Annotated in this window: 11 protein-coding genes; 6 read left to right on the top strand and 5 right to left on the bottom strand. The window is 44.5% G+C overall.

Annotated elements, in window-relative coordinates:
• Positions 1–285: 285 nt before the first annotated feature.
• Positions 286–1,179 carry a DMT family transporter gene (locus EBI00_RS08895; RefSeq protein WP_123095582.1) on the bottom strand — a complete coding sequence of 298 codons (894 nt, stop codon included), beginning with the start codon at positions 1,177–1,179 and terminating at the stop codon, positions 286–288.
• Positions 1,180–1,318: 139 nt separating this feature from the next.
• Here EBI00_RS08895 and EBI00_RS08890 point away from each other — a divergent pair, with 139 nt between their 5' ends.
• From EBI00_RS08890 to EBI00_RS08880, 3 genes are read left to right on the top strand one after another with little or no spacing between them, the layout of a single operon-like run.
• Positions 1,319–2,140: an HAD-IIB family hydrolase gene (locus EBI00_RS08890; protein WP_123095581.1), complete on the top strand. Its 822-nt coding sequence runs from the start codon at positions 1,319–1,321 to the stop codon at positions 2,138–2,140.
• Positions 2,141–2,193: 53 nt separating this feature from the next.
• Positions 2,194–3,423, top strand: a complete 1,230-nt coding sequence (locus EBI00_RS08885; protein ID WP_123095580.1) for a glycosyltransferase family protein — start codon at positions 2,194–2,196, stop codon at positions 3,421–3,423.
• 40 nt (positions 3,424–3,463) lie between these two features.
• Entirely contained in the window at positions 3,464–5,224 is a 1,761-nt protein-coding gene (locus EBI00_RS08880; RefSeq protein WP_123095579.1) for an alpha-amylase family glycosyl hydrolase, read from the top strand.
• A 4-nt stretch (positions 5,225–5,228) separates the two neighbouring features.
• Here the strand turns inward: EBI00_RS08880 and EBI00_RS08875 are convergent, their stop codons facing one another.
• Positions 5,229–5,921 (bottom strand): response regulator, encoded by a 693-nt coding sequence (locus EBI00_RS08875; RefSeq protein WP_123095578.1) that lies wholly within the window; start codon positions 5,919–5,921, stop codon positions 5,229–5,231.
• Entirely contained in the window at positions 5,918–7,564 is a 1,647-nt protein-coding gene (locus tag EBI00_RS08870; protein ID WP_123095577.1) for an ATP-binding protein, read from the bottom strand. Before EBI00_RS08870 ends, EBI00_RS08875 begins: the two co-directional genes overlap by 4 nt.
• Before the next feature lie 180 nt (positions 7,565–7,744).
• On the opposite strand from EBI00_RS08870, the gene EBI00_RS08865 reads away from it, so the two are divergent.
• From EBI00_RS08865 to EBI00_RS08855, 3 genes are all read left to right on the top strand, one after another.
• Complete coding sequence (locus EBI00_RS08865) at positions 7,745–8,728, top strand: tripartite tricarboxylate transporter substrate binding protein (protein ID WP_123095576.1); 984 nt, start codon at positions 7,745–7,747, stop codon at positions 8,726–8,728.
• A gap of 147 nt (positions 8,729–8,875) precedes the next feature.
• Positions 8,876–9,349, top strand: coding sequence for a tripartite tricarboxylate transporter TctB family protein (locus tag EBI00_RS08860; RefSeq protein ID WP_123095575.1), 474 nt, complete (start codon positions 8,876–8,878; stop codon positions 9,347–9,349).
• 4 nt (positions 9,350–9,353) lie between these two features.
• On the top strand, positions 9,354–10,859 hold the full coding sequence (locus tag EBI00_RS08855; protein WP_123095574.1) for a tripartite tricarboxylate transporter permease: 1,506 nt from the start codon (positions 9,354–9,356) through the stop codon (positions 10,857–10,859).
• Between the two features lie 63 nt (positions 10,860–10,922).
• On the opposite strand, the gene EBI00_RS08850 is transcribed toward EBI00_RS08855, so the two are convergent.
• Complete coding sequence (locus EBI00_RS08850; protein ID WP_123095573.1) at positions 10,923–11,252, bottom strand: DMT family transporter; 330 nt, start codon at positions 11,250–11,252, stop codon at positions 10,923–10,925.
• 77 nt (positions 11,253–11,329) lie between these two features.
• Positions 11,330–13,189: an ABC transporter ATP-binding protein gene (locus tag EBI00_RS08845; protein WP_123095572.1), complete on the bottom strand. Its 1,860-nt coding sequence runs from the start codon at positions 13,187–13,189 to the stop codon at positions 11,330–11,332.
• Positions 13,190–13,195: the final 6 nt, after the last annotated feature.

The raw sequence follows: 13,195 nt of genomic DNA, 5'->3' as shown, positions 1-13,195 counted from the left end.
CCCGCCTGGACAGCCACTTCAGCCATGCTAGGTCGGACAAGAAAAGCACAGCCACATTGGTCATAGTCTAATATTATAACCGTCCACTGAAAGTCCATATTATCAGCACTGTGTATTACCCACACCAACACCGTCAAACGGCAGATTATGCTCCGCTTAACATGCTTGCGGGTGATGATGGTAGTTTTAAAGGGAGAAGATAACGCCGTTATCAGGCAAACAACGATCGATTTTTAATCGACCAACCTGTCGATTATGGCGCATTGAGATAAAAACGCACCAAAACTAGGCACTTTTAGGTATTCGTTTTCTTGCAATAATAACGAGCAATACGCCACCTAGGACGCTTAACGTTGCAATTACGAGGTGTAAATTGATGGATTCATTAGCAAAAAACACGCCGCCTACTGTAGCAATAATAGGAACGAGTAACTGTAATACGGCAGCCATGGACGCACTAAGATAAGGCAAGACGGCGTACCAGATGGCGTAACCAAGACCAGACATAATAGCACCCGAGGTGACGGCTAAGAGAATGCCTTGAGGCTGGGCGATCTGTGATTGTTCGCCATTAAAAGAAATGACAATCAGCGCGACCAGTAGCATAGGAATGGTTCTGACGAAGTTAGATGTTGTTGCGAATAAAGGCTTAGCTGAAATTTTGCCTCGCCATGTGTACAAGCCCCACGCCACGCCAGCTAGCGTCATTAAGACAAAGCCCAATAAAGAAGGCGACGACAGAGTTGGAAGCACTAAATAAACAAAGCCTGCAAAGGCGATCGCCAGCCCTAACCATTCCAGCCAAACCAGCTTTTGCCCTGCCCACACGGCGAATACAATCAGAGTTAATTGTACGGCACCAAAGAGGATCAAAGCGCCCATTCCGGTCGATAAAGTGACGTAAGCATAGGAAAACCCTAACGCGTAAATAAACAACGCAAGCGCCGACAACCAACTCCCTTCTAACCATACTATCTTCAAGTCATTACGCTGCTTTTTGAGACATTGAAACACACAGATCAACACCAAGGTAACGGCGCCGCTGAGCAATCGCCATGAGGTGAATTGTGCTGGATCGATCAGACCGCCGTTGAGGGCAAGACGACACAATACCGAGTTGGCTGCGAAGGCCAACAAAGCCAGAATCACCAAGACACATAACCGTAGCAAACTTGTCATCTATTTGTTTAACAGCCCAGTTAACCTGAGGTCTGTACCTTGTCAAAGAAAACGCCACTGTTACGCACTGGCACCAGATTTGCAAGAATATAACTAATGTCCACCAGTGGTATTTTGATGGACCCAAGAAGGAATTGATATGACAACGCTTTTAATTTTTACCGATTTGGATGGCACCTTACTCGATCATCACACCTACAGTTTTCAGCCTGCAATGGCGGCTATGCAGTCTTTAAAGACGTTTTCTATTCCCTGTGTGATCAATACCAGCAAGACGTTTATGGAGCTTGTGGCGCTGAGAAAGGCACTTAATCACCAAGACCCGTTTATCGTAGAAAACGGATCTGCCGTATATATCCCGAAGCATTTAATGCTCACGGTGAACGAGACGTTAGAAGATTGTGGCGAGTACTGGTGCAAGTCATTTGGGCCAAAACGCGCCGAGCTCATCGCGTTGACGAACGAAAAACAAGATAAATACACCTTTAAACGTTTTAGTGACATGACGTGGCAAGAGCTGGTTGCTCTGACCGGATTAAACGAAACCAACGCCAAACTCGCCATGCAGCGTGAGTTTACTGAGCCGATGGTGTGGACAGATTCCAATCTTGCGTTACGCATTTTCCGCGACGATCTTGCCAAGTTTGATGTTCAAGTGCAAAAAGGTGGCCGTTTTGCGCATTTAATGGGAAAAAACTGCGACAAAGCCAACGCCATGCTCTGGCTAAAAGCGGTATATGCCGAGCAAAGCGATGAAGAAATCACGACCATGGCGCTAGGCGATGGCGAGAACGATGTCGGCATGTTAAGTAAGGCCGATATACCTGTGGTGATTCGCTCGCCAGTTCATGCTCCACCAGAAATCCCCAACCGCAGCGATGCGTGGTTGAGCGATGCCTATGGTCCTGAAGGATGGGCGCAAGCCATTAATTTAGCATTAACCAAGCAAGGTATTTTGTAGATCCAGACACAAAAAATAATACCAATAGTCATTTTGAAACTAGGAGAAATAACATGGGCGATTTTCATCAAAACGGTATCATCACCACACTTCACAATCTGGCACACCGCCCGTTAGAAGAAATGGAAAAAGAACTGTGTGAGTTCGCAAAAACGCGGCCCATGTCTCTTATCCTACCTTGTCTGTATTCCGAGCTGGAAACAGAGGCCATGCCGAATATTCTCAAACATTTACAGCAAGTGCCTTATTTGTCTGAAATCGTGATCGGATTAGACCGAGCCACGGAAGAACAATACCGACATGCGCTTGAGTTTTTCAGTGTGTTACCTCAAAACGTTAAGGTGCTATGGAACGATGGCCCACGTTTACGAGAAATCGATAACGTCTTAAAGGGCGAACACCTTTCCCCTTCGGATCCGGGCAAAGGCCGCAATGTTTGGTTTTGTATGGGTTACAACCTAGCGGCAGGCAAAGCGGAATCTATCGCTATGCATGACTGCGATATCGTCACTTATGATAGAGAACTGCTGGCACGCCTTATTTATCCGGTTGCAAACCCGAATTTTAACTACGAATTCTGCAAGGGTTTTTATGCTCGTGCCGCCAATGGCAAGATGAACGGCCGCGTCAGTCGCTTATTGGTTACACCTCTGTTGTGCTCTCTTAAAAAAGTCTTCGGTCATTTAGATTATCTGGATTACCTAGACAGCTACCGTTATCCATTAGCAGGGGAGTTTTCGTTCCGTCGTGATGTGATGACAGACCTTCGCATTCCGAGTGATTGGGGATTGGAAATCGGCGTGCTCAGTGAAATGTACCGAAATTACTCGACCAACCGTTTGTGTCAGGTCGATATTGCCGACATTTACGATCATAAACACCAAGACCTATCGGCCGACAATGACGATGGCGGTTTGTCCAAAATGTCCATCGACATTACCAAAGCGATTTTTAGAAAGCTCGCCACCAATGGCACTATTTTCAATCAAGAAACCTTCCGAACTATTAAAGCCACCTATTATCGCGTTGCACTGGATTTCATTGAAACCTACAAAAACGACGCGGAAATAAATGGTCTGAAGTTAGATGTTCATACCGAAGAACAAGCGGTTGAATTGTTTGCCAGTAACATTATGAAAGCGGGCAACCAATATTTAGACAATCCAATGGAAACGCCCTTTATTCCAAGCTGGAACCGTGTCGTTAGTGCGTTTCCGGGTGTGATGAGCCAACTCGCCCAAGCGGTTGAATTGGATATGGCCCAATACGGACCGAAAAAATAGGCTCCTAAATCCCTTTAGCATTAAATATAGGTAGGTAACCATGGAAAATGCGCCTTTATCGCCCTTAGAGCAGCGAATCATTGCTCATTTACACGTCATTTACCCGAACTTAGATCACAAAGAGCTCGCTCAGAAATGCCTAACCACCTTTCAGCTCGATCCCGCGACGGAATCCCCTCGCCCCCATAGAAACCTGTGGGATCAGTCCGACATCATGCTGATTACTTATGCAGATACTTTACGAAGAAAAGAGGAAGCACCGCTGGAAACACTGCACCAGTTTGTAAAAAGCACCTTATCGGATTGTATTTCTGCGGTGCATTTATTGCCCTTTTTCCCCTACAGCTCAGACGATGGTTTTAGTGTGATGGATTACACCACCGTGAACCCATCCTGTGGACGCTGGGCTAACATTGTCAACTTATCAAAAGACTTCAAGGTCATGGGGGATCTGGTGATTAACCATTGCTCCAGCCGAAGTTTGTGGTTTGAAAATTACAAAGCGGGTGTCGATCCCGGCTCACGCTTTTTTTATGAGGCCGACCCGAATACAGACTTAAGTGCCGTTGTTCGACCCAGAACCTCGCCACTGCTGCGAGAAGTGCAAACCAAAAATGGCACCAAGCATGTTTGGTGTACCTTTAGTCATGATCAAATAGATTTGAATTTCGAAAACCCGGACGTGCTGTTGGAGTTTTTGCGCATTATTCATTTGTACCTTGAAAAAGGCATCCGTTGGTTTCGTTTAGACGCTGTGGCTTTCTTATGGAAGATCCCCGGTACCAGCTGCATCAACTTACCGCAGACTCATGAAATGATTCGTCTGCTACGCTTACTGATTGAACACTATGCACCAGAAGCCGTGATCATCACTGAAACCAACATACCGAATCAGGAAAACTTAACTTACTTCGGCAACGCCAATGAAGCCCATTTGATCTACAATTTTTCTTTACCTCCGTTGTTAATCAATAGCTTGGTGACAGGCAATTGCCGCCATTTAAAACAATGGCTAATGAGCATGACCCCAGCCCAACAAGGTACCACTTACCTCAACTTTATTGCTTCTCACGACGGCATCGGCCTGCGCCCCACAGAAGGTTTACTGACTGAATGGGAGCTAGAAACACTGATCAACACCATGAAGCGTTTTGGTGGCAAAATTAGCTCTCGCACCACACCCCAAGGAGAGGCCAAGCCCTATGAAATTAATATCAGCCTATGGAATGCGTTGTCAGGTTCAGCACAACAAGGTCCAGATCAATGGCAGTTTGCGCGTTTTCTGTGTGCCGCCGGTGTGATGATGGCGCTAGAAGGCGTACCTGCCTTTTATATTCATAGCTTGTTTGGCACCGAAAACGACGTGGAGCGTGTCGATAATACCGGTCAATTCCGCTCCATTAATCGACATATTTGGGATATGGAAGATTTAGAACACGTTTTAAATACGCCAACGCATCATCAAAAAGTCTTTCAGAGTGTGACCAAATTAATACAGATTCGTCGTGCGCAATCCGCTTTTCACCCCAATGCCACTCAATATGTATTGCATATGGGGGAAAATCTATTCGCCTTCTGGCGCCAAAGTTTGGACCGAAGACAAAGCCTGTTTGCCGTGTATAACATGACGGATCAGCCTCAAAGTTTTAACTTGTCTGAACTCAACCTCATTGCAACCGATGATTGGACAGATCTGGTTTCAGAGCACGTTTATCATGATCACTTAGGCAAGGTGACGCTCATGCCTTATCAATTTGTCTGGCTGGCTAACAAAAGAGGAACCATCAAAAAAGACACTTAAGGCGTTAGTGTTTTTTTTGATAACGTCGTTCAGGACGCCCCACACTGCCATAACTGACCTCGGCCACCAACTCGCCTCGGCTCACAAGGTGTTCTAAATATCGTCTTGCGGTAGTTCGACTGGCGTTGATTTGTTTACCAACATCTTCAGCGTTTAATGGGGCATTTGTTTCATTGATGGCATCAAGGACTTTTCCTAAGGTTAATCCGTCAATCCCTTTGGGCAATTGCGGAGTTGTATGAACAGAAGAAGAATACGAGTTACGAGGTAAAAGCTTATCCACATCAACCTGTGCCAAAGTGCTCATCGCATGAAGCTTTTCAAGATGTGCGGCGTAGTTTGTTAGAGCATCCTTTAAACGCTCAAACACTAATGGCTTAAGAATGTAATCGAATATGCCGCCATGTAGCGCAGCACGCAATGTGTCGGTTTCTCTCGCAGCGGTAATCAGTATTACGTCGGTAGGAGAATCGTTCGCTCTGAGGTCTCGTAACAATTCTAAGCCATTCCCTTTAGGAAAATGCACATCAAGTAGCAATAATTCAGGTTTTAATATATCGACTAGATCACGAGCTTCTTCAAGGCCATGAGCCAATCCAACCAATTCAAAGCCTTCAATCCGCTCTAAAAATCGCTTTTGGATTTCGGCTATTTGTAAATCATCTTCGACAATCACTACCCGTATTTTAGAACTCATTCACTTACCTTTTCTATTATTATGCGGTCAATGCTGGGTGTATTTTTCGGTATGTAGACTGTAAATCGGCTGCCTACGTTTTCTCCGGGCTCAATGGTAACCGTTGCCCCCATGCGCATCAAAAACGTGTTAACGAGGTGCAAACCAATACCATGTCCCAATTCGTCCTTACTCGTCACGCCCTTTTTAAAAATACGCTCTTGATCTTCTGGCGAGATGCCGGCGCCTTGATCTTCAATCTCAAAGATCAAGTCGTTACCTAAATCTGTCATGGTTAAACTCACCGCGCCACCTGCTCCCGTGTGAGAAAGCGTTGCTTCAAAGGCATTGTCTAACAAATTACCAATAATGCTGACTAATTGTTCACGGGCTATATGTAAAGGAATATCGGTCATGTGACTGTCTGGGTCAATGGATAATACCAAGCCCAATTCGCTGGCTCGATTGTATTTCCCTAACAAACAACCCGCAAGAATCGGGTCTGGAACAGCAGCGACAAGCAAATGAATCAGCGTTTGGTGGTTTTCTGTTTCTTGGCCAATAAGAGCGAGCGCCTCTTTTGTAGCACCGATTTGTATTAAGCCTGCAATCGTATGCAGTTTGTTAGAATATTCATGAGTTTGACTGCGTAGACTGTCGGCGTATTGTCGAATCTTGGTAAGCTGACGACTAACCATATCAAGCTCATCTTTAGGGCGAAAACTGGATACCACGCCTATAATGTTGTCGTCTTGACGCACAGGTAGGCGATTAGTAATAAAACAAGAACCATTTAACCAAAACTCTTCATCAAATTGCGGCTCACCAGAAGCCAGCACTTTCAACATTTGGCTATCAGGCAAAATACTGTGAATGGGCTTACCCAATAACAAGGTTTTATCCTGAAGATTTAATGTGTGTAATGCTGCGCGGTTAAACGTGGTAATGACCCCATCCGCGTTTATCGCAATAATACCTTCACGAATGGACTCCAACGTAGCGTTGCGCTCTTCAAACAACAGCCCAATCTGCTCCGGCTCTAAGCCAAAAATAGCTTTTTTAAAGTGGTTAGCAAACCAGAATGCAATTAAGACGCTGATTAAAAAAGCGCCTAAAATGGCAATCAATAACGTGGTTCGGTAACGCGCTGTTATAGTGTCCACGGCATCCAGCATAAAACCAACCGAAATCACACCAATCACTTCACCAGAGTGATCAAAAACAGGCGCTTTGCCGCGAATGGATGACCCCAAACTTCCCGTTGCTTTTTGCACATATGCCAAGCCTTCTAGTAGCGCTGGCTCATTGAAATCGCCTTCATCGTCATACATAGGCTGACCTATGCGAGCAGGGGTTGGGTGGGACAGACGGATACTCTTGCTATCACCGATTACAACAAAGCGGGCGTTCGTCGTTTTCGCTAACTGCAAGCTAAGAGGCTGAAGATACTGACTGTCATGTAATTCGATGGCGCTAATAATTTCAGGCATTACAGCAATGGTTTTTGCGACGTTAAGCGCACGCTCTGCCACCTGCTCTTCAAGTGAATGATACAAATAATTTAGGGCAAACACCCCCAAGATACTCGTTTGCATCAGCGCCATTAAACCTAAAATGAGGGTCATGCGAGTTTTGAGTTTAAAGTTACGCAAAGGATTATTCATCTCTCATTTTCTCTTTTAATGTCTATACTAACGAAGATTCGGTCAAATCGCCTGTGAACAAAATGAACAAAATGGCGTTAAAGTATTATATAGCCTTTAATGACAAATTATTTTTAATCATGCAATAGCCGAATATATTTAGCTGCGTAAGACATTATAAAAACAAAATGAGGTCATAATATGTTATCTAAATTTATTGCTCGAAATAAAGTTACTTTGTTGGCAGCGGCTCTTGCGTCGACGCTTAGCATGGGATCGGCTAATGCTGCCGTTGACGACATCCATTTCCTCATCCCAGGCGGTGCTGGTGGTGGCTGGGATGGTACGGCTCGTGGTGTTGGTGAAGCGCTAACTAAATCTGGCTTGATTGACACAGCTTCTTTCGAAAACCTATCTGGCGGCGGTGGCGGTAAAGCCATTGCAAACTTAATTGAGAAAGCCGATCAAAGTCATGGTACCTTGATGGTGAACTCTACACCTATCGTTATCAGTTCCTTATCTAAAGTTTTCCCCCAGTCATTTCGTGATCTAACACCTATTGCTGCAGTTATTGGCGATTATGGTGCATTCGTCGTGCCTACAAGTTCCAAGTATCAAACTTTCAATCAAGTAGTCAGCGATTTTAACGCTAATCCTCGTTCTGTTTCTATTGCAGGCGGTTCTGCTCGTGGCAGCATGGATCATTTGGTTGCAGCTATGGCGTTCAAAGCCGCTGGTGGTGACGCTCGTCGACTCAAATACGTTGCATATGATGCAGGTGGCACCGCAATGGCGGGTATCTTGTCTGGTGAAGCACAACTACTTTCTACGGGTTTCAGTGAAGCCGTTGTACTAGCCAATGCAGGGGAAGTTCGTATTCTAGCCATTACGGGCGACGAAAGATCTAGCACGGCTCCAGACGTCCCTACTCTTAAAGAATTAGGCTATGACGCTAGCTTTGTTAACTGGCGCGGATTCTTTGGTGCGCCTGGTCTTTCTGATGAAGCAGCCAACGAATACGCGGATCTGCTTAGCAAAATGTATGACACAACAGAGTGGCAAGTTGTCCGTGACCGTAACGGCTGGTCAGAAATCTACAAACCTCGTGCCGATTTTGTTGCTTTCCTTGAAAATCAAGAAGCGGTCATTGGTGACCTAATGCGTGAACTTGGCTTCTTGAAATAATAGTCAAAAGAAATTAGTTCTAATGGGTTTTGCATCTAAAACCTAAGCTATAGAGCTTCAATTGATGAAATTATGTCTTTTGAAGCTCTGTCATTCTCCCTATTTAATTGCGAAATAGACGGCTTTTAGTCGTCAAAGGTGAACCCTATGGTTATTACTAAAGATCATATTGGTGGGTTGGCGTTTTTATGCTTATCTGCTGCTTATGGCTATTATGCGGGTGATATTTCCATGATCCCCGGTGATGAATACGAACCCTTTAACGCACAAACATTACCAAAAGTATTGGCATTACTGGGGTGTATCTTATCAATCGCTTTAATCTTAAATGCTAGCCGAAATGGGGGTGAACGTCTTTCTCTGAAGGGTTATGACTTTTCTATTGTTGTAAAATTATTGGCCTTGGTCGTTCTATTCGGTTTGGCATTAGAGTGGTTCGGCTTCTTAATTTCTACAGTGATATTTTTAATTGGCGGTTACTGGGTATTAGGTGAGCGTCGCTGGAAAATATTGATTCTTGCTTCACTGCCTTTTGGCCTTTTCATTTGGTTCGCGCTATCTCAATTACTCGATATTTACCTTGCCCCAGGGCGCTTAATAACCATGCTGTTTGGAGTTTAAGGACATGTTAGACGGAATATTTGTTGGGCTTGGCACCGCCGTAATGCCCTTTAACATTATGATGGTTGTGGTGGGCTGTTTCGCTGGTACCTTCATTGGAATGTTACCTGGTCTTGGCCCCATTTCAGCAGTGGCCTTGATGATCCCTATCACTTACGGCCTAGATCCTTCATCTGGTATTATTTTGATGGCTGGTGTCTATTATGGCGCGGTTTTTGGTGGCTCTACTTCATCCATCCTTATCAATGCACCAGGCTGTTCAAGTACTGTTGTTACTTCATTCGATGGCTACCCGATTGCACAAAAAGGACAAGCAGGAAAAGCATTAGCGTTGGCGGCCTACTGTTCATTTGTTGGTGGGACCGTAGGAGCAATCATACTGTTGTTTGCTGCACCTGCTCTGGCCTCAGTGGCGTTGAGCTTTCAATCTGGCGACTACTTCGCTTTAATGGTCCTTGGTCTTACCGCTGTGGCGGCGTTTTCCGGAAAGGGACAAGTCATAAAAGCCATGATGATGACTGTTTTTGGTCTAATGATTGCGACTGTCGGTGCGGATGTCATGACAGGGGTCCCTCGTTTCACATTTGGTAACATCGATTTAATTGATGGTGTCAGCTTTCTATTGCTAGCTATGGCAACGTTTGCATTAACTGAAGTGATTATGTCGGTTATGAAAGGTCAGCATCTAGAAAAAGATCCTGAAATCAATATGGCCGCACTTGGTAGCATGAAGCTAACAAAAGAAGAAGTGAAGGAAGTAGCCCCAACGGTGGCACGTTCTTCTGTGTTTGGTTTTATCATAGGTGTGTTGCCGGGTGCTGGTGCCACTATCGCTTCTTTCTTGGCCTACGGTATGGAGCGTAACTTTGCTTCCGCCAAAGAAAAATTGAAATTTGGTAAAGGTGCTCTTCGTGGTTTAGCCGCGCCAGAAACAGCCAATAACGCGGCATCTACTGGTTCGTTCGTCCCTTTACTTACTCTAGGTATACCTGGATCAGGCACAACGGCCATCATGCTGGGTGCACTAATCGCTGCTGGTGTTCAACCTGGTCCGCGTTTGTTTGTTGATAACCCTGATGTGTTTTGGTCTGTTATTATCTCTATGTACTTTGGCAACCTAGTACTCTTGATTCTGAACTTGCCTTTAATTCCCTATATCTCGCGCTTGTTGGCGATTCCTCGTCAGATTTTAATTCCGTTGATCTTGTTCTTCTCTATCACGGGTGTGTATCTGGTCAGCTTCAACACGTTTGATATTCAGATGATGGTGTTTATTACGGTAATCGCACTATTTCTTAAAATGTTGGATTTCCCTATGGCACCCATGTTATTGGGCTACATTCTGGGAGATATCATGGAACAGAACCTGAGCCGCTCTTTGGTGCTTTCTGATGGTAGTTTGGCGTTCCTTTGGGAACGTCCATTGACTCTGACCATTATGGTTATTGCGATCTTAGTCTTAGTAATGCCGTTGATCAGTAAAGTATTTGGTAAGAAAAAGGTCGCATAATCTTACCTTTACCACTGATTGAAAAATGCCCACTAGGCGATACGTTTAGTGGGCATTTTTTGTTTAATGCCCTACCGTTTTGGAGAAAACATTAATCACGACGACCCCTATTACAATCAAAGACATTCCTATGCAGGCTGCCAAATCAAGCTTTTCATGCGCAAAAAAATAACCAAACAATGAAATCAATACAACACCTAAACCAGACCAGATAGCATAAGTCACACCGGTTGGCATTGAACGCATAACTATCGTCAATAAGTAGAAAGACACCCCATAACCCACCACCAAAATCACCGTAGGTACGAGTTTAGTAAAAGAGTCAGACGCTTTTAATGCTGTAGTCGCCACCACTTCTGCCAGTATTGCCAGAAACAAAATGAAATACGTCATCACTATTTTCCTTTTAGTGTTTCACGAGCGGCAAAATCCACAGTGTTGATATGCCATCCATTTTGACTCATCAAGCATCACGCTTTAGTGTCGTCATCAAGTTCAATGTCTTCGGCTAAGAAACCACCTGTTTGATGCGCCCAAAGAGAAGCATAAATCCCTCCGTTCTGAATTAGCTCATCGTGTCGACCTTGCTCTACAATGTGCCCTTTATCCAGTACGATCAAGCGATCCATTGCCGCAATAGTAGACAGCCTGTGGGCGATTGCGATCACGGTTTTGCCTTGCATCAATTTGTATAAACTGTCTTGAATAGCGGCTTCAACTTCAGAATCCAAGGCTGATGTGGCCTCGTCTAACACCAATAAGGGCGCGTCTTTCAACAAAACACGAGCTATAGCAATACGCTGACGTTGCCCGCCTGATAGTTTAATGCCCCGCTCCCCAACCATAGCGTCGTAGCCAGTATTTCCAAAGGGATCGGATAAAGTTTGAATAAAATCGTGTGCTTCGGCTTTTTTAGCCGCCGCTACCATCTCTTCTTCTGTGGCATTAGGACGCCCATAAAGTAAATTCTCGCGTACCGTTCTGTGAAGCAAGGACGTATCCTGTGTCACCATACCAATTTGGGCACGTAAAGAATCTTGCTTCACTTTGCTAATGTCTTGCCCGTCAACCAGGATATGCCCTGATTCAATATCGTGGAAACGCATGAGTAAATTGACTATGGTAGACTTGCCGGCACCAGAACGCCCTACTAAGCCTATTTTTTCACCCGGTTTAATCGACAGAGAAAGGTTTTCAATCACTTTTTCATCTTGTTTGCCGTAATGAAAATTCACTGCTTGGTATTGAATGGCCCCTTGCGAAACCGTCAACACTTGAGCATCTTGTTTATCTTGAATGTCTATCGGCTGTGAGAGAGTTTTCATACCGTCGTTCACCATACCAATATTTTCAAATAAGGTACTGATTTCCCACATTATCCACTGAGACATACCATTAATTCGAAGCGCTAAACTAACGGCAATCGCGATAGCACCAACACTAATAATGCTATCTGTCCAAAGCCAAATTGACAAAGCTGCCACGGAAAAAGTTAATAGATAATTGCACAGCTGGACCCCAACATTGAGCTTGGTAACCAATCTCATCTGTTTATATACCGTCTGCAAAAAACCATCCATTCCTTCTTTGGCGTAATCTGCTTCTCGCTGATGGTGTGAAAACAGCTTAACAGTGGATATATTGCTGTAGCTGTCAACCACCCGCCCTGTCATAGTGGAGCGTGCATCCGCCTGCTCCGCCGAAATATGCTTTAGTTTTGGAATAAAATACAACTGTAACAAAACATAAAATACCAACCAGACCAGCATAGGGATCATCAGTCGATAGTCTGCATTCGCAATTAAAACAACCATCGAAATAAAGTAGACGCCGATATATACCAGAACATCTAAAAGTTTCATCACAGTTTCACGCACAGCTAACGAAGTTTGCATCACTTTCGTTGAGATTCTTCCAGCAAACTCATCCTGAAAAAACGCCATACTTTGTCGTAAAATATAATGGTGCGACAACCAACGAATCCGCATCGGGTAATTACCCAATAAAGTCTGATGGACAATAACGGAATGCAGGTAAGTAACCAGTGGCATAAACACCAATATCATCAACGACATTAAAATCAAATGGGTACTTTCTTCCGCAAAAAATGCCTTGGGCTCTCTATTCACTAACCAGTCGACGAGCTGTCCCATAAAGCTAAACAAAACGACTTCTAAGATAGCCAATGTAGCGGTCAACACCGACATCAAAATCAAGGGGATTTCTAACCCTCTCGAAAAATAACGACAAAAAGCCACCAAGGTATTCGGTGCTTGTGCAGCTTCTATTTCAGGATAAGCTGATACCCATTTTTCAAAAAAACGTAACATGATCTT

Origin of the sequence: Marinomonas hwangdonensis (assembly GCF_003721245.1) — a bacterium.
Taxonomy (GTDB): Bacteria; Pseudomonadota; Gammaproteobacteria; order Pseudomonadales; family Marinomonadaceae; genus Marinomonas; species Marinomonas hwangdonensis.
Note: the sequence above shows the minus strand (reverse complement) of the source record. Positions and strands in the feature narration are given on the sequence as shown.